Consider the following 20550-nt stretch of genomic DNA (forward strand, 5'->3'; position numbering starts at 1 on the left):
CTCCCGCGAAGAGAGTATGCGATCAGCTCGATCGATATCGATGGGGAGAACTACCCTCCCCCTCACCCGCTATGATCCGTCGCCACGCGACCCGCTCAGTGGAAGAAGTGGCGCTCGCCCGTGAAGTACATCGTGACCCCCGCGGCCTGCGCAGCGTCGATGACCTCCTGGTCGCGCACGGACCCACCCGGCTGGATGATCGTCGTGATCCCGGCATCCAACAGAACCTGCGGGCCATCGGCGAACGGGAAGAACGCATCGGATGCCGCGACCGAACCGGCAGCCCGGTCCCCCGCACGCTCGACCGCGAGACGGCACGAATCGACGCGGTTGACCTGGCCCATGCCGATGCCGACCGTCGCGGAGTTCTTCGCCAGCACGATCGCATTGGACTTCACGGCGCGGCAGCTCTTCCACGCGAACGAGAGGTTCTCGAGCTCGTCGTCGGCCGGACGCTCGCCGGAGACGAGCTGCCACGAGTCGACGAGCGACTCGATCTCGTTCGGGAAGCGATCGGCGTCTTGGAGGAGGAGGCCACCCGAGACCAGCCGCACATCCATGGGCTCCTGACGCCAGTCGGCCGGGAGCTGGAGGACGCGGAGGTTCTTCTTCAGCTTGAACACCTCGAGCGCCTCGGGCTCGAAGTCGGGCGCGACGATCACCTCGGTGAAGATGTCGCGCAGATTCTCGGCCATCTTGAGCGTGACGGTGCGGTTCGCGGCGATGACGCCGCCGAAGGCCGACACGGGGTCGCACTCGTGCGCCCGCAGGTGAGCGGACGCGATGGGGTCGAGCGCCTGCGGCGCGCCGATCGCGATGCCGCACGGGTTGGCGTGCTTGATGATGGCGACCGCCGGCTTGACGAGGTCGAACGCGGCGCGGAGTGCGGCATCCGCGTCGACGTAGTTGTTGTAGGACATCTCCTTGCCCTGCAGCTGCGTCGCCTGCGCGATGCCGTGGCCGCCGACGCGCGAATAGATCGCGGCACGCTGGTGCGAGTTCTCTCCGTAGCGGAGGGTGGCCAGGCGCTCAGCCTTGATCGTGAGGTGCTGCGGCAGGTCGCCGTCACCCTCGAGCGTCTCTTCGGCGAACCACGTCGCGACGGCGCGGTCGTACGCCGCGGTGTGCGCGAACGCGCGTGCCGCGAGTTCACGGCGCTGCGCGAGCGTTGTGCCACCCTGACCGAGCGCGTCGACGATCGCCGGGTAGGACTCGGGCGAGACGGCGATCGCGACGTTGGCGTAGTTCTTGGCCGACGCGCGGACCATCGCGGGTCCGCCGATGTCGATCTGCTCCACGACCGCGTCGCCCTGGGCGCCGGAGGCGACCGTCTCGACGAACGGGTACAGGTTCACGACGACGAGTTCGAACGGGAGGATGCCGAGCTCGCCGAGCTGGGTCTCGTGATCCTCCAGCCGGAGATCGGCCAGAAGCCCCGCGTGCACGCTCGGGTGCAGGGTCTTGACGCGCCCATCGAGGGACTCGGGGAAGCCCGTCACCTCGGAGACGTCCTTGACGGCGATGCCGGCATCGCGGAGGAGAGCGGCGGAGCCACCCGTCGAGACGATCTCGACGTCGGCGGCGGCGAGCGCCTGGCCGAGCTCGAGGAGCCCGGTCTTGTCGCTCACCGAGACGAGAGCGCGGCGCACGGGCACGACATCGCGCGCACGGTAGAGGGAGGGATCGATCTGCGGGCCGGCCATGCGGGAACTCCTCGAGTCGGGGGCGTTCGGGTGTCGGTTCAGGGTGTGGTGCGAATCAAGACGTGAGAGCGAGTTCGCCTGTCGCGATGCGACGGACGACATCGATGAGCAACCGGCGTTCGACCGGCTTGATGCGTTCGTGGAGGGTGTGCTCGGTATCGTCCGGCAGGACGGGGATCCGCTCCTGCGCGAGGATCGGGCCAGTGTCCACGCCGTCGTCCACGACGATGACGCTCGCGCCGGTCTGCTCGGCACCGGCGGCGAGCGCGTCACGCACGCCGTGCGCTCCGGGGAACTCGGGCAGGTAGGCAGGGTGGGTATTGATGAGGCGCGGTGCCCACGCCGCGACGACCGCTGCGGGCAGCAACCGCATGAGCCCGCTCAGGACAACGAGATCGGGATTCCACACATCCAGGTGCGCGAGCAGTTCGTCGCCCCACGCCTCGCGGCTGTCGAACTCCTGGTACGGAACCATGAAGGTCGGGATGCCGTAGGTCTCGGCATGAGCGAATCCGTCGGCCTGCCGGTCGGCACCGACGACGATGACGCGGGCGGGGAAATCGGGCTCGTTGGCGGCATTCAGAAGAGCACGCAGATTGGATCCCGTGCCCGAGATGAGGACGGCGACCGTGAGCACCGGCTCAGTCTAGCGGGGCGGTGGGGAACTCATCGGGCGAGGCCGTCGGCACCGGCTCACGACGAGGTTCCGGACCCGGGACCGCGGCGGGCTCGCGCGTGAGAGGGGGGTCAACCGATTCCTCGCCGCGCGGAGAGAGCAGCATGATCGCTGCGCCGACGGCGACCTCGAGGGCTGCCACGAGGGCGACCAGCCACGGCTCGGGTCCGACCTCTGCGAGGCGGCCCGGGCCGAGTGCGCCCTGCGCCGCCCACGCGAGAACGGCGACGCCGATCGCGGTGCCGACGGTAAGCACGCCAAGGGCGACGAGGCGCGGGCGGAAGGGTTCGGCATCCGTCGGTGACCCGAGACGCAACGATGCACGCGCGAGTCCGCCCGCGAATGCGCCGAGCCCGACGACGAGCAGCGCCAGGAGCAGCAGCCACGGAGACGTGGAATCCGGGATGACACCGAGGACCGGGATGCCGGGCACGACGCCCAGGCTGGTGCCGGCCGGCGAGACCGCGGTACCCGTGCCGAGGGCGAACCCCGGGCCGACCGCGAAGCCCGCGAACCAGAGGACGAGGGTGGGGAGATAGAGAAGGCTCCCCAAGGCCAGGACGATGACGCCGGGGAGGTCGGCCTGCGCGGCCTGCGTGAGCGCGATCATCTCGCCACCGCGGGCGACGAAGAGCACCGCGAGGATGAGAGCACCGACACCCACGATCCCGGCGAGGGCCATCACGACGCCGCGGGCACCGGCATCCACCGCGTTCTGCACGTCGTCGGGGATCCGCTCGGAGAGGGCGTCGACGATGCCGTCGTCCCCCTCGTTCCACGCGCACACAAGGGCGCCGAGGAGCGCGGGGACGGCGAACACGAGGGTCGGTCCGGCGATGGCGGCGACCAGATCGACCGAGGCGACGCCCGCTCGGCCGGTGAGCGCGATCATCGTCGCGAGCGCGGCGACAGCGAGGGTGCCGCCGGCGACCCCTGTCGGCCAGGCGCCCGCTCGAGCGGCGCGACCGCCTGAGCGCCAGCCCGAGATCGCCGTGAATGCGGCAAGCGCGGTCGGGGCGAGCGAGACGGTGAAGTCCGCACCGCCCGAGGGCAGACCACCCAGGGCGACGAGCTCCGCGGGAAGGGAGACGGCGACCGGGGCGAAATGTCCGAGCTGCCAGATGGTCGCGGCCGCGGGCCAGAGTGCCGCCCATTCGGCGTTGCCGCTCACCCCGAAGACCCACACGAGGGTGACGGGTGCGAGCACGACGCCGACGCCGACCGCGACGGTCACGAGGGCGTCGACGGCAGCGAGGAGGGAGACGAGCAGGCGATTCACAACGAACCGACCTTACCCGCGGCAGACACTTCCCTCCGGCTCCCGCACCGGGCGAGGCGTCAGGTGCGCAGCACCTTCTCGAGCGGCTTGCCCTTCGCCAGTTCGTCGACGAGCTTGTCGAGATAGCGGATGCGGCGCATGAGGGGGTCGTCGATCTCCTCGACGCGCACTCCGCAGACGACACCGGTGATCCGCGACACGGCGGGATTCAGGTCGGCCGCCTCGAAGAATTCCGCGAATGTCGCCCCCGTCGACACCTGAGCCGCAATCGCGTCATCGTCGAATCCGGTGAGCCATGTGACGACGGCGTCGAGCTCGGTCTTCGTTCTCCCCTTGCGCTCCACCTTCGCCAGATAGAGGGGATAGACCGCGGCGAAGGGCGTGCCGAAGATGCGGTGCATGCCGCGAGGATACGCGCCGCCCACGGGGCGCGCGACGACCCACTACCCTCGGAGGGTGAACAGCACCACCTCCCGATCTTCCCGCGGTGCCGCAGCCCCGGCATCCTCGTCCTTCCTCGACCGCTACTTCGACATCACCGGCCGCGGCTCCACCCTCGGTACGGAGATCCGCGGCGGCATCGTCACGTTCGTGACGATGGCCTACATCGTGATCCTGAACCCGATCATCCTGTCGACGCCGGACGTCGCCGGCACCGTCCTCGACGGCACCGCGGTCGCGACCTCCACCGCCCTCACCGCGGGTGTCATGACGATCCTCTTCGGGCTCGTCACGCGCCTGCCGTTCGCCTTCGCGGCGGGCCTCGGCATCAACGCGTTCCTCGCGTTCTCGGTCGTCGGCCAGGTCACGTGGGGCGAGGCCATGGCCCTCGTCGTCATCAACGGTCTGATCATCGTGCTGCTCGCCGCGACCGGCCTTCGGAAGATGATCTTCGACGCCGTCCCGGTGCAGCTGAAGCTCGCGATCACGGTCGGCATCGGCCTGTTCATCGCGTTCATCGGATTCGTGAACGCGGGCTTCGTCACCACGACGGGCAACGCCTCTCCCCCGCTCGACCTCGGCGTCGGCGGCTCGATCACGACGATCAGCACGGTCATGTTCATCGTCACGCTGTTCCTCTCCGGCATCCTGATGGCCCTCCGGGTGAAGGGGGCGCTGCTGATCGGTCTCGTCGGCGGCACGGTCATCAGCTACATCGTCAATGCGATCTGGCCGACCGCCCTGGGCCTCAAGGTCACCGGGCTGCAGATCGTCGCGCTCCCGAACTTCGACCTGGTCGGAAAGATCGACTTCGGCTTCGACTGGGCGAAGGTCGGCATCGTGTCGGTCGTCATGATCGTCTTCACGCTCGTGTTCTCGAACTTCTTCGACGCGATGGGCACCATGACGGGCCTCGCGAAGGAGTCGGGTCTCGCGAACGACAAGGGCGACTTCCCGCGCATCAAGTCGGCGCTGATCGTTGAGGGCGTCGGCGCGATCGCCGGTGGCGCGACCTCGTCGTCGTCGGCGACCGTCTTCGTCGAGTCGGGGTCGGGCATCGGTGAAGGCGCCCGCACGGGTCTCGCGAACGTCGTGACCGGTGTGCTGTTCCTCCTGGCGATGTTCTTCACGCCGCTGACCTCGATCGTCCCCGGCTACGTCGCCGCCGCGGCGCTCGTGCTCGTCGGTGCGCTCATGCTCGCGCAGATCAAGAACATCGACCTGACGGACTTCAACGTCCTGCTGCCGGTGTTCCTCACTGCGACGGTCATGCCGCTGACCTACTCGATCGCCAACGGCATCGGCGCCGGCTTCATCAGCTGGGTCGTCGTGAACGTCTTCGCCCGCAAGGCCAAGCAGGTCCACTGGCTGCTCTGGGTCGTCGCCGCCGGCTTCGTGATCTACTTCGCTCGCGGCCCCATCGAGGCGCTCATCGGCGCCTGACCGCGCGCCGCTGGACCGAGGTCCCGATCGGGCCGGATATGCCTCGCGCATTCCCGGCCGGATCGGGACCTCGGCCGTTGCGGCGGGGTTCCGGGGACGGGAACGGTCGCACGGGGCGGGATGCCGCGGCACAATGCGTCCCCGGAGCGGCGCCCCGCCGCACACGGCCCCCAGTGCGGGGAACGACGAAGGGGCGGATGCAGCTCGCATCCGCCCCTTCGTCGTGTTTGGCTTAGAGCGCCTCGATGATGGCGCGCATCAGGTCGGCGGTCTCGGACGGGGTCTTCCCGACCTTGACGCCGGCGGCCTCTAGGGCCTCCTTCTTGGCCTGTGCCGTCCCGGCCGAGCCGGAGACGATGGCGCCGGCGTGGCCCATGGTCTTGCCCTCGGGGGCGGTGAAGCCGGCGACGTAGCCGACGACCGGCTTCGTCACGTGGGCCTTGATGTAGTCGGCCGCGCGCTCTTCGGCGTCGCCGCCGATCTCGCCGATCATGACGATGGCCTTGGTCTCGGGGTCGGCCTCGAACGCCTCGAGGGCGTCGATGTGCGTCGTGCCGATGACCGGGTCGCCGCCGATACCGATGGCGGTCGAGAAGCCGAGGTCGCGGAGCTCGAACATCATCTGGTAGGTCAGGGTGCCCGACTTCGAGACGAGGCCGATCGGGCCCTTGCCGGTGATGTTCGCGGGCGTGATGCCGACGAGCGCCTCCCCGGGCGTGATGATTCCGGGGCAGTTCGGACCGATGATGCGGGTCTTGTTGCCCTTGCTCTTGGCGTAGGCCCAGGCCTCGGCGGTGTCACCGACGGGCACGCCCTCGGTGATGACGACGAGCAGCGGGATCTCGGCGTCGATCGCCTCGATCATCGCGTCCTTCGTGAAGGCAGGCGGCACGAACGCGATGGAGACGTCGGCGCCGGTCTTCTCGATCGCCTCGGCGACCGATCCGAACACGGGGAGCGCGACCTCGCCCTCGTTGGGCTTCTCGTGGGTGACGGTCGTGCCGGCCTTGCGCGCGTTCACGCCGCCGACGACGTTCGTCCCGGCCTTCAGCATGAGGGCGGTGTGCTTGGTGCCCTCACCGCCGGTGATGCCCTGGACGATGACCTTGGAGTCCTTGTTGAGGTAGATAGACATATCTGTGGTCCCTGTATCTCAGTAGTCTCAGGCGTTCGCCAGCTCGGCGGCCTTGTCGGCGCCCTCGTCCATACCGGCGGCGAGCGTGACGAGCGGGTGGTTGGCCTCGGCGAGGATCGCGCGACCCTCCTCGACCTGGTTGCCGTCGAGGCGGACGACGAGCGGCTTGGTCGCCGCGTCGCCGAGGATCTCGAGGGCCTTCACGATGCCCTCGGCGACCGCGACGCACGACGTGATGCCGCCGAAGACGTTGACGAAGACGCTCTTGACCTGCTCGTCGCCGAGGATGACGTCGAGACCCGACGCCATGACCTGCGCGTTCGCGCCGCCACCGATGTCGAGGAAGTTGGCGGGAGTGACGCCGCCGTGGTTCTCACCGGCGTAGGCGACGACGTCGAGGGTCGACATGACGAGGCCGGCGCCGTTTCCGATGATGCCGACCTGGCCGTCGAGCTTGACGTAGTTGAGGCCGGATGCCTTGGCCTTGGCCTCGAGCGGGTCCGCGGCGCTCTTGTCCTCGAGCGCTTCGTGCTCGGGGTGGCGCACCTCGCTGGCGTTCTCGTCGAGCGAGACCTTGCCGTCGAGGGCGACGATGTCGCCGGCGCCCGTGCGGACGAGCGGGTTGACCTCGACGAGGGTCGCACCCTCGCCCTTGTAGACGTCGTAGAGCTTGACGAAGACGTCCGAGACCTTTTCGACGAGGTCCTCGGGGAAGTTCGCCGCCTTCGCGATCTCGACGGCCTTGGCCTTGTCGATGCCCTGGAGCGGGTCGACCTCGACGCGCGCGAGCGCCTCGGGACGCTCGACGGCGAGCTCCTCGATCTCCATGCCGCCCTCGACCGAGCAGAGGCTCAGGTAGGAGCGGTTCGAGCGGTCGAGCAGCACCGAGAAGTAGAACTCCTCAGCGATGTCGGCGCCCTGGGCGATCATGACGCGCTGGACGACGTGGCCCTTGATGTCGAGGCCGAGGATGGCTTCGGCAGCGGCATACGCCTCGTCGGGGGTCTTGGCGACCTTGACGCCGCCGGCCTTGCCGCGACCTCCGGTCTTGACCTGAGCCTTGACGACGACCACGCCGCCGATCTTCTCGGCAGCCGCCTTCGCCTCCTCAGGGGTGTCGGCGATGATGCCGGCGAGCACCGGCACCTCGTACTTCTCGAACAGGTCTCGTGCCTGGTACTCGTAAAGGTCCACTGCAATCCTTCGCTGGGCGACGGCGGGGGTGACGGGCGCGGAATTATCTCGATGTCGAGAGATCGCCCGGTCGAAAAGCCTACTACCCCCGCCTGAGCACCCGAAGCCCGATCCCCTCGTTCGGCGGGGACCCGACTCATCGTCGGAGCGCGTCGGTCCAGGTCTCGCGGTGGGATCGCACATAGTCGGAGACGGATGCCCAGTGGTCGCCGTGCCCGGCCGTGAACATCAACGCCCACGGCTCGACACCGGCCGCATGGGATCGCCGCAACAGGTCGTGCATCGCCGCCGCCCGCTCCGCCATCGCGTCCGGCAGGCCATCTCGGAGCTCGTCGTCGGCGTCGTACCCGTCGACGAACGCGGCGAACGCCGGAACGGCATCCGCGGGATCGGCGGATGCGTCGTTGAGTGCGAAGGCCTGCGCGGCGTAGGCGAGATCCCACAGCCGAGTGCTGGGGGCCGCGGCATCCCAGTCGATGAAGACCCACCGCTCCCCCATCATGAGGTTCCACGGCGCGAGGTCGTTGTGGCAGACGAGTTCGGAGGCGGGCGCGGGGATCGCACTCTCCCAGAGGCTGTCCTCCGGCGGCGTCCACCGGGCGCTCGCGTCGTGGATCGCTCGCACCATGGCTCCCACCCGCCCGAGCTCCGCGGGTGCCATCGTGCCGTGCATGAGCGCGAGTTCGCCGGGCACGTACTCGAGCACCTGGCGCCCCGCCTCGTCACGGCCGCGCGGCTCGGGCGCATCGATCCCGGCGGCGCGAAGTGCATGGACATACGCCGTGACGCTCGGCGTCGAGGCCGTCCACGGCTTCCGCACGGTGTCGCCGATGCGGACGACGGCGCCGCTCGCGTTCCCGCCCGAGAGCGCCTCTTCGTGCGGCATCCGTCAGATCCAGCCGCGCTCGCGCGCCGTGATCGCAGCCTGCTGCCGCGTCGCGAGGCCGAGCTTGCCGAGGATCGACGAGACGTGGTTGCGGACGGTGCCGGCGGACAGGTGGAGGGATGCCGCGATCTCGGCGATCGTCTCCCCTCGGGCTCCCGCGCGCAGCACGTCGAGCTCGCGGTCGGTCAACGGCGAGCGCTCGTCGCTCAGAGCGTCCGCGGCGATCTCGGGGTCGACGTACCGGCGCCCCGCGGCGACCTCTCGGATGACCGCGGCGACATCGCCGGCAGGCCGGGACTTCGGGACGAAGCCGTCGACGCCCGCGCTGAGCGCGCGCCGCAGCACACCGGGGCGGGCGTGGCGGGTGACCACGACGCAGCGGGCGGGGATCCGCTGCCGGATGCGGGCGGCCGCCTCGACGCCGTCGATCCCGGGCATCTCGAGGTCGAGGAGGCAGACGTCGGGGCGGAGTTCGAGCGCGCGGGCGACGGCGCTCTCGCCGTCGGCGCACTCCGCGACGACCTCGAGGTCCTCCTCGAGACCGAGCAGGGTGGCGAGCGCCGTGCGGATCATGTCCTCGTCGTCGGCGATGAGCACGCGGATCATGCGGCCCCTCCCGCGGTCGGCACCGTCTCGATGGGAACGGTCACGACGAGTTCGAATCGTGCGTCGTCGCGGCTCGACGACACGTCCCCACCGGCGACACCCACTCGATGCGCGATGCCTTCGAGCCCGGCGCCGGCTCCGATCGTCGAGCCGGGTCCGGGGTCGTTCGCCGCGGTCAGCCGCCAGGCGTTCCCGGCCTTCTCGAGCCCGAGCCGGGCCCACCGTCCACCGCCGTGCTTGAGGACGTTCGTCGTGCATTCGCGGATGACCGGCCCCAGCAGGTCGGCGGGAGCGGATGCCGCATCCGCCGCGACGTCGAGGGTCACCTCGAGTCCCGCAGCGCGCAGCAGGTCCGCCGCGTTGGCGAGCTCGTCGGGGAGCGGTACACCGCGGAAGCGTCCGGCGAGCGCCCGTGTGCCGTCTCGCGCCTCGTCGACGGAGGCCCGCGCCAGGGAGATCTGGCGGGCCGCGGCATCCGGGTCGCGCCCGATCATGCGCTCGGCGAGTTCGAGCTGCAGGGCGATCACCTGCAGGTGGTGGCCCTGGAGGTCGTGCAGCTCCCCGGCGAGGCGGAGGCGCTCCTGCACAGCGGCGAGGCGGGCCTCGGTGCGCCGCGCGTGGTCGAGCTCGAGGACGACGTCCCACGACCAGAGCGAGAGCGCCTGGGTCGCGGGGAGCAGGATCGCGAAGAAGGCCAGGACGAAGGCGTCGCCGGTGGATGACGGGCGCACGCGTTCGAGGATCCAGAGGACCACGAGCGCGACTTCGAGGAGGACGACACCGCGCCAGCGGATGCCGGGCCCCCACCGCACGAGGCAGAGAGTCGCGCCGATGAGCGCGGCGCCGAGGAGCACCGATCCGGCGACGATCCCGAGGAGGATCGATGCGAGGATCCCCGCGACGACGGGCAGCGAGAAGAAGCGTCGGTGCCACGGAGGACTGTCGCGGTCGTCGAGGTCGCCGTCCCGGCGATAGCGCATGAGGAGGAGAACCGTCGCCGCGACGATGACCGCGGACAGACCGAGGAAGCCGACGAGAACGGGCGGGATGCGCCAGCCCCCGCGGGCGACGAGCACGACTGCTCCCCACACCACGAGCGTTCCCAGGAGGAAGAAGACCATCGACGAGGCGATGTACCAGCCGGTGGCCGTCACCCCACGCGCGAGCGCGACGGCGGTGCGCGTCGGGGTCGGGTCGGGCGTACTCACACGGCCACAGTACGACCATGACGAATGTCACCCCTTCCGGCGCCGATCCTCACGTCGGGAGGTGACGCGCTGGCACTGCCGCGGCCCGGACGAGCCGGGTGGGATGGGATCACGGCGATACGAGATCCGGTCGCCGCCTCCGAGAGGAACATCATGTCGAACCCCGTCTCCGACCTCGTCGCCGGCTTCCAGGACCTGGTGGCGCAGATGCCCGACCTGCTGCAGCCGCTCGTGGTGGCGCTCGCGGGAGCCGTGCCGTTCATCGAGGGCGAGGGGGCTGCCGCGATCGGTGTGGTCGGCGGCATCCACCCCGTCGTCGCCGCCCTGTCGGGCGCGATCGGCAACTTCGTCTGCGTAGCCATCGTCGTGCTCGCGACCGCCCGCGTTCGGGCCGCGGTCACCACTCGCGCGAGCGCTTCGGAGAAGACGCCGTCGGCACGCTCCGAGAAGTTCCAGAAGGCCTACCACCGCTACGGCACGCCGGGCGTCAGCCTCCTCGGCCCGCTGATCCTGCCCACGCAGTTCACGGCCGCCGCTCTGAAGGGCACGGGTGTGCCGACCCGGACGGTGCTGTTCTGGCAGGGCGCGGCGATCGTCCTCTGGACGACCATCGTCACCCTGATCATCACGGGCGTCATCGCGGCAGCGAGCTGAGTCAGTCGACCCGTCGAAGGCTCCGCGTCGCGGGGCCTTCGATGCGGTCGCCGGATGCCGTGAAGCGCGACGCGTGCAGCGGGCAGTCCCACGTGCACTCGAGGTCGTTCCACTCCAGGACGCCGCCGAGGTGCGGACACACGGCGCTCACGGCGCGGGTCTCGCCGGCGGTCGTGGAGATCCCGATCGGGTGTCCCCCGCGCTGCGCGACGACGCCCTCACCCTCGGCGGGCTGCGGCACGGGAACGGCGTCCGCCTCGGCGCCCGCCCACCCCTTCGCCGCCGCGAGGCCGACCTTCACGTTCTCCGCCGCACCCTGGGCGATGTCGGCGGGCATCGTGAGACGCGTGCCGAGTTGCGTCATCCACCGCGGCCGGTCGCTCATCTTCTCGCCGCGCAGTTCGCTCACGATGCGAAGCGCAGCGGCGGGCGCATTCGTCAGGCCCCATTTCGCGTAGCCCGTCGCGAAGCGGACGCGACCGAGTGAGCGGGGCATGGTCCCGATGAAGGGGATGCGATTGTGCGAGGTGTAGTCCTGCGCCGACCAGCGGTGCGTCTCCTCCCCCACCGGCAACGTCTGTCGCGCCCACTCCGCCAACTCGTCGAGCATCGCGCGCTCCGACTCGGCGCGTCCGACGGGGTGTCCCGCCCCGCCGATCACGATCTGAGCGACCTCGGCCGGCCCGTCGCCGGGGAGGACCGTCCGGACGGACCGCGTCGGCTCGTCGGCGGACAGGTACATGCCGTCAGGCAGCGGCTCCGTGAGCGTGAACGAGACGCAGGCCGACCGCATCCCGCTCACCTTCGCCCAGTAGAGACCACGGTCGAGGATCGGGATGCCGGTGGCCAGGACGACCCGCGACGCGAAGAGCGGTCCGCGGTCCGTCTCGACCCGAGGGTTCGGGAAGACCTTCACCCCGCCGACCTCGACCCCGAGGTGGAGGGTGCCGCCCGCCGCGACGAACGCGTCGGCGAGCGCCGCCAGCATTCGCATCGGATCGATCGCACGCTGGTCGTCGAGGGCGACGGCGGCAACCATCGGCACCGCCGCGCTGCCAAGCTCTTCGTCGCCGACGAGCCGCACCGCGAGGCCGGCCTCGCGGGCAGCGTCGTACTCCTTCACGACGGCCCGGCGCCCGTTCTCATCCTGGGCGTACGTGTAGGCGGTGCGCGACGTCAGCGGCACTCCGAGACGCTCGGCCGTGCCCGTCATCCACTCGAAGCCGTCGCGGTTCGCGTCGACGTAGGCCCGGACGAGGGATGCCGGGTGCCCCGACCGGAGCGACGAGAGCGTCGTGCCCTGCAGAAGGGAGACCTTGCCGGTGTTCGATCCCGATGCGAGCTCACCGACCGTGCCCCGCTCGACGAGAGCGACGTCGACGCCGGACCGGGCGAGTTCATATGCGGCCGCGAGCCCGGTCAGCCCCGCGCCGACGACGACCACCTCGTGCCGCGCGCCGGACACGAACGGAATGCCGATGGTGCCGGGTGCGTGCTGCTTCCAGAGCGATGACATGAGGCGAGTCAAGGCGACCGGCGCCGCACCGCCACGGCCCTTGACAGAACGGGCTTCGCACTAGGCTTCCGTCCATGGCCGACGACCTCCGCCCCACGGGCAGCACAGTGGTGGCCGCGGCCCTCGCCCTGTTCGCGGAGCACGGTTACGAGCAGACCTCTGTCGAACAGATCGCGCAATCCGCGGGGGTGTCGCGGTCGACGTTCTTCCGCCAGTTCGGAGGCAAGGACGACGTGGTCTTCGCTGACCACGAGCTGCTGCTGGAACGCCTTCGGACCTTCCTGTCCGAGACGCACGAGAATCCGTGGGCGGCGGTGTGCGAAGCATCGGTCCAGATCTTCCGGCATTTCGCCGCCGACCCCGAGGTCGCGCGTCGCCGCTACGCCGTCGTCCGGCAGGTGCCGTCGCTGCGGGACCGCGAGATCGTGACCGTCTTCCGCTACGAGCGGGTGTTCGACGAGTACCTGCGGCGATCGGTTCCGGGACTCGACCCCGTCGACGCGGTGGCCTTCGCTGCCGCTGTGACCGCGGTGCACAACCACGTGCTCCGGCGCCTCCTGCGCGGATCGACGCGAGTTCCCGCCACCGTCCTCGAAGCCGCGTACGACGAGCTGCTGCGACGCTTCGGTGTGCACCCCGACCCGGAGCCGGCGGCAGACGACGACATCGTCGTGGCGACCTTCCCGCGACGGATGCCGCCCGCCGAAGTGGCTCGCCGACTCGGCGCCCTGCGCCCATCCGACTGAGACGGCGTTCCGCGTACGGTGGAACTGGATGCCAGCGTTGCGTATCCTGGCCCGATGACCACACCCCTGCCCGGTGGGACTTCCGGCCGCTACGACGTGCTCGGCCGTCTCGACACCGACTACTACGCCGTCTTCGCCGACATCCCCGCCGCCGACCGTGAGGTCTGGGAGCGGGCGCAGGGTTTCGTCGATGAGATCGGCGACCGCATGCGCGACGCGTGGGATGCCGCGGACTACCCCCTCGACATCGCCGAACGCTTCGGTCGGCTCGACCTCCTGAACGACGGCATCGACCACCCCCGGCTGACGCACTTCTCTCCGCTGGCGGCAGGACTCGTGAACATGGAGGTGTCTCGCGGCGACGGTTCGCTCGGCACGGTTCTCGCGGTCCAGGGCGGTCTCGCTCTCCGCACGCTCGCCCTCTTCGGCAGCGAGGCGCAGCAGGAGCGCTGGCTCCTCCCGGTCGCGCGCTTCGAGGTGCCCGCCGCCTTCGCTCTGACCGAGCCGGACCACGGCTCCGATTCGGTCTCGCTCGAGACGGTCGCCCGCCGTGACGGAGACGACTGGGTCCTCCGCGGAGAGAAGAAGTGGATCGGCAACGGTGCCTCCGGCGGCATCACGTTCGTCTGGGCACGGATCGACGCCGACGGCGACGAGCACCACGGTGCCGTCCGCTGCTTCCTCGTCGAGCAGGACCGCCCGGGCTACACCGGCACGGTCATCGCGGGCAAGGGTTCGCTCCGCGGCATCCACCAGGCCCACATCGCGCTCGACGACGTTCGCCTTCCCGCCGACGCGGTGCTCCCCGGCACGCGGACGTTCAAGGATGCCTCCACCGTCCTCTACGCAACCCGGTCCGGTGTCGCGTGGTCGGCGCTCGGTCACGCGACCGCCTGCTACGAGACCGCGCTGCAGTACGCGCAGCAGCGCATCCAGTTCGGTAAGCCCCTCGCCCGGTTCCAGATGGTGCAGGAGCGTCTCGCGCACATGCTCGAGGATCTCACCGCGATGCAGCTGTATTGCCGTCGCCTCGCTGACCTCGAAGCAGCCGGCGGACTCCGCCCCACGCAGGCGTCGCTCGCGAAGTTCCACAACACCCGCGCCGCGCGTCGGGTCGCCGCGATCGCCCGCGACCTGTTGGGCGGCAACGGCATCCTCCTCGAGAACGGCGTCATGCAGCACATGGCCGATATCGAGGCGATCCACACCTACGAGGGGACCGAGTCGGTGCAGGCGCTCCTGCTCGGCCGGGACATCACCGGCGTGAGCGCGTTCGCCTGATCCGTTTCGCAAGCCCGTTCCCGCGTCACTGCGGGCCGGGCAGGATGGGCGCATGTACGAGATCCCCGCGCCGATGCTCGCGAAGTCCGTCCCGGCCGTTCCCGATGCCGCGAAGACCGCCGGCGGCCTCCTCTACGAGCCGAAATGGGACGGGTTCCGCGCGATCATCGGGTGGGACGGCTCGGAGGTCGAGATCGGGTCGCGCGGATCGAAACCGCTGACGCGTTACTTCCCCGAGCTCGTGGACGCGATCTCGCGGTTGGTGCCCCAGCCCTGTCTGCTCGACGGGGAGATCGTCGTCGCCGACGGCGAGCCGGGATCGCAGCGTCTGCAGTGGGAGCAGCTGTCGCAGCGCATCCACCCCGCGGCATCCCGCGTCGCGATGCTGAGCGAGACCACCCCGGCCATGTTCATCGCCTTCGATCTGCTCGCACGGGGCGACCGCGACCTCCGCGACGAACCGTTCTCGGAACGTCGCGCGCAGCTCGAAGACCTGCTGGGCGGCGTGCCGCATCCGATCCATCTGACCCGGACGACGACGGATCGCGCCCTCGCCGAGAAGTGGCTCGCGGAGTTCGAAGGTGCCGGGCTCGACGGCGTCGTCGCCAAGCCGCTCGCCCTGCCGTACGCCCCGAACAAGCGTGCGATGTTCAAGATCAAGCACGCGCGCACGGCTGACGTGATCGCCGTCGGCTACCGCATCCACAAGAGCGGCGAGGGCGTCGGGTCACTGCTGGTCGGCCTGTACGACGGTGACGGAAATCTGCACCAGGTCGGCGGTGTGGCGGCGTGGAGCAACGCGCGACGCCTCGAGCTGATCGACGAGCTCGCCCCGCTCGTCGTCCGCGACGAGGACGGCGAAGCGGTTACCGGCGCCTCCGACCGTTCGCGCTTCACCGCGTCGAAAGACACCTCCTTCGTGCGGCTGCGGCCTGAGCGCGTCCTCGAAGTGGCTTACGACCAGCTCGAGGGCGACCGCTTCCGGCACACCGTCCAGTTCCAGCGCTGGCGGCCGGATCGGGATGCCCGGTCGTGCCGTTTCGACCAGCTCGAGACCGTCTCGGCCTATGATCTGGCGGACGTCCTGGCCTGAGTCAAGGGGCCGCTTCTGCCGCAACCCGATCGGTAGGGTCGCAGCATGGGCTTCTTCTCGTCTTCTCCCCGCTCAGTGCGTCTCGACGACGGGCGGCCCGTCCGCACGGCCGCGGCGGGCAAGCCTGCGAGCATGTGGTCCGATGGCTTCGGCACCCTCGCGACCCGCTCGCTGCAGGTGATCATCGTCGCCGTGATCGCCGTGGCGCTGATCCTCGGGATGCTGCAGCTCACGGTCGTCGTGATCCCCGTGCTCCTCGCCCTCATCGTGGCGTCCGCGGCGGCGCCGCTCATGGGATGGCTGCGGCGCCGCGGCATCCCCTCGGTGTTCGCCACCATCCTCACCCTGCTGGCGTTCGTCCTCGTGCTGGGGGGTATCGGCTGGCTGGTCGTGAATGCCGTCCGCGATCAGTTCGATGACCTGTCGAAGCAGGCGCAGCAGGGTTTCCAGAGCGTCCTCGACTGGAGCAAGACGCTGCCCTTCGACATCGATCAGAAACAGATCGACGAATGGGTCGGCAACGCGACCGACTTCCTCACGAGCGCGCAGTTCGGATCCGGCGCTCTGGCCGGCGTCAGCGCGGTCGCGAACTTCCTCACCGGGCTCGTTTTGATGATCGTGACCCTCTTCTTCTTCCTGAAGGACGGCCCGAAGCTCTGGGAGTTCCTGATCCGCCCGTTCCGCGAGTCCAACTACGACCGTGCGGTGCGCGTCGGGCACAAGGCCGTCCACACCTTCGGCGCGTACCTCCGCGGTACAGCAGCCGTCGCGGCAGTCGACGCGATCGGTATCACGATCGGTCTCCTCATCCTCCAGATCCCGCTTGCTCTCCCGCTCGGCGCGCTGGTCTTCGTCCTTGCCTTCATCCCCATCGTGGGAGCCACCGTCGCGGGGATCCTGGCCGCACTGGTCGCCCTCGTGACGAACGGCTTGGGCGCCGCGATCTGGGTCATCATCATCGTGGTCGCCGTCAACCAGCTCGAAGGAAACTTCCTGCAGCCTTTCTTGATGGGACGCTCGATGAAGCTGCACGCCTTCGCCGTGCTCATCGCGTTGACGATCGGCACCGTGCTCGGCGGCATCGTGGGGGCGATCCTCGCCGTCCCGCTCACCGCGGCGGTGTGGGGCATCATCCAGGTCTGGGACGGCCCGAACACTCCCGCACGCTGGGCACGCAAGCGTCCCGCGGTCGAGGAGAAGGTCGACACCGTCACGGCCGACTGAGCGGCGTCAGTCCTTCTTCGCGCGAGACGGCTGCACGCGCGGCGGCTCCCCCGGCATCTTCGGGAACTCGGGCGGGAACGGCAGTTCGCCGAGTCCCGACTCGAGGTCGCGCTGCCACCACTCGAGCAGAGTGTCGATCCGCCCGGGGGCGGCCTGCACGGTCTCCCACGGGTCACCGATCGCCGCGAGCCGTTCGGGCACCGTGCGCACCGTGAACGAAGTCGGGTCGACGCCGGCGGCGAGCTCGTCCCAGGTGATCGGGGTCGCCACTGTCGCCCCCGGGAGCGCCCGCGGGCTGTACGCGCCGGCCATCGTGCGGTCGCGGTTCGCCTGGTTGAAGTCGATGAAGATGCGCTCGCCCCGCTCTTCCTTCCACCAGTTCGTGGTGACCTTGTCCGGCATCCGTCGCTCCAACTCACGACCCGCAGCGATCACCGCGTGCCGCACATCGAGGAAATCGTGCGTCGGTTCGATCGGGCAGAAGACATGGATGCCGCGATTGCCGCTCGTCTTGAGCCAGGCCTCGAGGCCGGCCTCACGCAGCACGTCGCGCAGCGCGGGGGCGACGGCCGCCGCGTCCCCGAAGTCGGTGCCGGGCTGGGGGTCGAGGTCGATGCGCAGCTCGACGGGATTGTCCGTGTCGTCGGCGAGCGACGCCCATGGGTGGAAGACGACCGTGTTCATCTGCACAGCCCAGGCGATGGCCGCGGCCTCGCTGAGGACGACCTGCGGATGCCGGCGACCGCTGTTGTACGTGCAGACCACCTGGTCGACGTAGTCGGGGGTGCCCTTCGGCGGATTCTTGGAGAAGAAGCTCTCGCCGTCGACGGTGTCCGGGAAGCGCTCGAGCGAGACGGGCCGATGACCGTTCGCACGCAGGAACGGGTCGGCTACAGCGAGCACGTACTCCGCGAGCTCGTGCTTCGTGATCCCCGGTTCGGGGAACACGATCCGGTTCGGGCTCGAGAGCGACAGTTCCCTGCCTCCCGGCAGCTGCAGGGTGATCCGCTCCGACGCCATGCGTCCCACCCTAGGGGTGAGTCACCGGGGTGGACAGGGGGTTTCAGTCCTCGTCGGACGCGTCCGCTTCCGCAGCCGCGTCGACGGTTTCCGCGGCATCCGCGATCGTGATGAGCGGGTCAAGCTGCTCACGCTCGAGTCGGATCCATGGTCCCGCGGCGTCGATGAGGAATCCGCTCAGCTCGGGTTCGCTCTTGAGGGCTTCGCCCAACTGCGCCGCGGTGAGCGGCATGGGCTGGTCCTCGCGACGGAGCACGAGAACCTCGAGCGGGTGCGAGAACACCTGGAGGTAGCGGGTGCCCTCAGCCGAACGCGCCTCGGCGACGCCCATCCCCTGTCCATCAGGACGGGGGCCGGCGGCGATCCAGGCGCCGCGCGCGACCAGGGCGTCGACGACGGCGCGCGCGGTCTCGGGAGTGCGGGGCCCGGCGAGGAGGTTCTTGATCGTGAAGTCGGGATCGGCCTGATCGAGGGCCCGAGAGATGAGACCCGTCGGCAGCACGATGCGCCGGCCGGGGCCGGCGTGGTCGAAGACGATGCCGTCGTAGCCCGCATCGACGACGTTACGGAGCACGTTCTGCGACGGCTGGCCGAGGACCGACGTGTTGGCGTTCTCGTCGGCGTCAGACCCGAGACCCGCCTGGACGGCGTCTGCGCCGGTGTAGGCGAGGAGGAACTTCTTGTCGTTCATGATCGAGATCGCCAGTCGCAGCGGCTCTCCCGCCGCGACCTGGGCCTGCGCGTCGCCGAGGATGCGGAGGTACAGCGTGCCCTGCAGCGCTTGGCGGGTGACGCCGAGGATCGCGGCGTTGTCCGGCTTCTCCGGAGCGTCGACGAGTGCCGTGCGGAGGAGCGTGTTGTCGGGCATGCCCGGGCGGCCCTCGGTGCGCTCCGGAGCGGTCTCGGGGACCTGCGGCAGACGCGGCTGCTCGGGCGGCGGAACGGGCTGCCCGAAGGTCGACATCGAGATCGGCACGAAGGGCACCGGCTCGGCATCCGCCTGTTCTGCCGCGACAGCGGCGCTGACGTCCTGCTGGACATCGGAAAGCTCCGCTTGCGCGTCGACGGGAACCTCGTCGGTTTCGTCGGAGTTCTTCTTCGGACGGCGGGAGAACAGAGCCATGTGCTCAGCGTACGCGCGATGAGACGCGGGTCGCGCAGAGCTCAGCTGCGCGACCCGCGAGATCGTCAGCGCTTCTTGGCCGCCACGGCGGCCGTCGCCTTCGAGGTGGTGGTGACCGTCGTGTAGCCGGTCTGCTTGCCCGTGACCTTCACCGTGATCTTCTTGCCCTTGACTGCGGCGGGCAGCGTGAGGGTAGACGCGGTGGCCTTCGAAATCGCCTTGCCGTTCGCGTACCACTGGTACGACAGGCGGGTGCCAGTACCCCAGCGACCCGGCTTCGCTGTGAGCTTCTGGCCGACCTTGGCTGTGCCCGTGATGACAGGAGTGGCCGACAGCGACACCTTCGCAGTCGCCTTCGACACCTTCGAGGTGGTGACGTACCCGGCCTTCTTCCCCGTCACCGTGACCGTGATCGTCTTGCCTACGAGCGACGCGGGGACCTTGTAGGAGGCCTTCGTCGCGCCGTTGATCTTCTTACCCGAGGCGTACCACTGGTACGAGAGGGAGGTCCCCTTGGCCCACGCACCCGCCTTGGTCGCGAGCGTTGCTCCCACGGTCGCGGTCCCGCTCACCGACGGCGTGCCCGCCTGGAGCGCGGCGGCCTTAACAGGTGCGGTGTCCTTACTGATCTTGACCTGAACCGCGTCGGCGGACGGATACCCCGTCGCGTCGATGTCGCCGTACGCCTCGACCATGATGCGCTTACCCACGGTCTCTGCGCCGAGAGTGATCGACGACGCCGGTCCATAGGAGAGGAGGCTGTAGTTCGCGTACCAGGCGTACTGAACGTCTGTCCCTGCCGGCCAAGCTCCGCGGGATACGGTCAGCTTGTTGCCAACGACGGGCGAGCCCGAGATGACCGGGTCGCTCGCAACGCCCCGAACCGAGTCGACCTTCGCGTCGATGCCCGTGAGTGTGCCCGCACCGACGACGACGTCGGTGCCGTCGTCGAGGGTGAGCGCGTCGTTCCACCACTCGGTCCAACTGGTGACACCCAGTTCCTCGTCGTCAATGCCGAGTTCGTTGAAGCCGACGCGGTATGTCCCCGCAGGGAGGCCTTCGATGCGGTAGTCGCCGTTCGGCTTGATCTGGCCGTAGTAGACGTCGTACTGCGAACCTGTATCGAGCCATGCACCCACATAGCCGTAACCCTCGGCGATCTGATCGCCGGTCACCTTCCCGGAGATGGCGCCGGTCGGCGTCGCCTCCGCAGCCACGGCTGCTTGCGGCAGCGCCCAGATGAATCCGGCCAGTAGTGCCGCGCCGACTGCGAGCGCAGCCGAACGACGGCGCAGCGATGCGCCCATGTAAAACCCCAGTCC

Annotated in this window: 19 protein-coding genes; 6 read left to right on the forward strand and 13 right to left on the reverse strand. The window is 69.6% G+C overall.

What is annotated here, in order from left to right; all coding sequences use genetic code 11:
- Positions 1–95: 95 nt before the first annotated feature.
- From purH to MO1_RS13560, 4 genes are read right to left on the reverse strand one after another with little or no spacing between them, the layout of a single operon-like run.
- A complete protein-coding gene (gene purH / locus MO1_RS13545) occupies positions 96–1703 on the reverse strand; it encodes a bifunctional phosphoribosylaminoimidazolecarboxamide formyltransferase/IMP cyclohydrolase (RefSeq protein ID WP_060916306.1) in 1608 nt (535 codons plus the stop codon).
- A 55-nt stretch (positions 1704–1758) separates the two neighbouring features.
- Entirely contained in the window at positions 1759–2340 is a 582-nt protein-coding gene (gene purN / locus MO1_RS13550) for a phosphoribosylglycinamide formyltransferase (protein WP_036313094.1), read from the reverse strand.
- Between the two features lie 4 nt (positions 2341–2344).
- Positions 2345–3658: a cell division protein PerM gene (locus MO1_RS13555; protein ID WP_060916307.1), complete on the reverse strand. Its 1314-nt coding sequence runs from the start codon at positions 3656–3658 to the stop codon at positions 2345–2347.
- 59 nt (positions 3659–3717) lie between these two features.
- Entirely contained in the window at positions 3718–4059 is a 342-nt protein-coding gene (locus MO1_RS13560; RefSeq protein ID WP_060916336.1) for a DUF2200 domain-containing protein, read from the reverse strand.
- A gap of 55 nt (positions 4060–4114) precedes the next feature.
- On the opposite strand from MO1_RS13560, the gene MO1_RS13565 reads away from it, so the two are divergent.
- Entirely contained in the window at positions 4115–5542 is a 1428-nt protein-coding gene (locus MO1_RS13565; RefSeq protein ID WP_036313099.1) for an NCS2 family permease, read from the forward strand.
- 232 nt (positions 5543–5774) lie between these two features.
- Here the strand turns inward: MO1_RS13565 and sucD are convergent, their stop codons facing one another.
- From sucD to MO1_RS13590, 5 genes are all read right to left on the reverse strand, one after another.
- Positions 5775–6677: a succinate--CoA ligase subunit alpha gene (sucD, locus tag MO1_RS13570; RefSeq protein WP_036313101.1), complete on the reverse strand. Its 903-nt coding sequence runs from the start codon at positions 6675–6677 to the stop codon at positions 5775–5777.
- Positions 6678–6704: 27 nt separating this feature from the next.
- The gene (gene sucC, locus MO1_RS13575; RefSeq protein ID WP_060916308.1) at positions 6705–7871 is read right to left on the reverse strand and encodes an ADP-forming succinate--CoA ligase subunit beta; all 1167 of its coding nucleotides are present in this window, start codon (positions 7869–7871) and stop codon (positions 6705–6707) included.
- A 136-nt stretch (positions 7872–8007) separates the two neighbouring features.
- Positions 8008–8757 (reverse strand): phosphotransferase, encoded by a 750-nt coding sequence (locus MO1_RS13580; RefSeq protein WP_060916309.1) that lies wholly within the window; start codon positions 8755–8757, stop codon positions 8008–8010.
- Between the two features lie 3 nt (positions 8758–8760).
- Entirely contained in the window at positions 8761–9363 is a 603-nt protein-coding gene (locus MO1_RS13585; protein ID WP_060916310.1) for a response regulator transcription factor, read from the reverse strand.
- A complete protein-coding gene (locus tag MO1_RS13590; RefSeq protein WP_060916311.1) occupies positions 9360–10571 on the reverse strand; it encodes a sensor histidine kinase in 1212 nt (403 codons plus the stop codon). Before MO1_RS13590 ends, MO1_RS13585 begins: the two co-directional genes overlap by 4 nt.
- A 153-nt stretch (positions 10572–10724) precedes the next feature.
- Here MO1_RS13590 and MO1_RS13595 point away from each other — a divergent pair, with 153 nt between their 5' ends.
- Positions 10725–11225, forward strand: a complete 501-nt coding sequence (locus MO1_RS13595; protein ID WP_060916337.1) for a hypothetical protein — start codon at positions 10725–10727, stop codon at positions 11223–11225.
- Position 11226: 1 nt separating this feature from the next.
- Here the strand turns inward: MO1_RS13595 and MO1_RS13600 are convergent, their stop codons facing one another.
- Complete coding sequence (locus MO1_RS13600; RefSeq protein ID WP_060916312.1) at positions 11227–12741, reverse strand: FAD-dependent oxidoreductase; 1515 nt, start codon at positions 12739–12741, stop codon at positions 11227–11229.
- Positions 12742–12815: 74 nt separating this feature from the next.
- Between MO1_RS13600 and MO1_RS13605 the strand changes: the two genes are divergently transcribed.
- Genes MO1_RS13605 through MO1_RS13620 form a run of 4 tightly spaced genes read left to right on the forward strand, consistent with a single transcriptional unit; the run spans position 12816 to position 17085 of the window.
- Positions 12816–13487 carry a TetR/AcrR family transcriptional regulator gene (locus MO1_RS13605; RefSeq protein ID WP_036313122.1) on the forward strand — a complete coding sequence of 224 codons (672 nt, stop codon included), beginning with the start codon at positions 12816–12818 and terminating at the stop codon, positions 13485–13487.
- Between the two features lie 54 nt (positions 13488–13541).
- The gene (locus tag MO1_RS13610) at positions 13542–14768 is read left to right on the forward strand and encodes an acyl-CoA dehydrogenase family protein (protein ID WP_036313125.1); all 1227 of its coding nucleotides are present in this window, start codon (positions 13542–13544) and stop codon (positions 14766–14768) included.
- Between the two features lie 52 nt (positions 14769–14820).
- Complete coding sequence (locus MO1_RS13615; protein ID WP_060916313.1) at positions 14821–15861, forward strand: ATP-dependent DNA ligase; 1041 nt, start codon at positions 14821–14823, stop codon at positions 15859–15861.
- 45 nt (positions 15862–15906) lie between these two features.
- Positions 15907–17085, forward strand: a complete 1179-nt coding sequence (locus MO1_RS13620) for an AI-2E family transporter (RefSeq protein ID WP_060916314.1) — start codon at positions 15907–15909, stop codon at positions 17083–17085.
- 6 nt (positions 17086–17091) lie between these two features.
- Here MO1_RS13620 and ligD read toward each other — a convergent pair whose 3' ends face one another.
- The 3 genes from ligD to MO1_RS14650 all read right to left on the reverse strand — a co-directional run bounded on the left by ligD (position 17092) and on the right by MO1_RS14650 (position 20535).
- The gene (gene ligD / locus MO1_RS13625; RefSeq protein ID WP_060916315.1) at positions 17092–18105 is read right to left on the reverse strand and encodes a non-homologous end-joining DNA ligase; all 1014 of its coding nucleotides are present in this window, start codon (positions 18103–18105) and stop codon (positions 17092–17094) included.
- A gap of 43 nt (positions 18106–18148) precedes the next feature.
- Positions 18149–19228, reverse strand: coding sequence for an SseB family protein (locus MO1_RS13630; protein ID WP_060916316.1), 1080 nt, complete (start codon positions 19226–19228; stop codon positions 18149–18151).
- 65 nt (positions 19229–19293) lie between these two features.
- Complete coding sequence (locus MO1_RS14650) at positions 19294–20535, reverse strand: hypothetical protein (RefSeq protein ID WP_060916317.1); 1242 nt, start codon at positions 20533–20535, stop codon at positions 19294–19296.
- Positions 20536–20550 lie beyond the last annotated feature (15 nt).

This window comes from Microbacterium oleivorans NBRC 103075 (assembly GCF_001552475.1).
In the GTDB taxonomy this organism is placed as follows: domain Bacteria; phylum Actinomycetota; class Actinomycetes; order Actinomycetales; family Microbacteriaceae; genus Microbacterium; species Microbacterium oleivorans.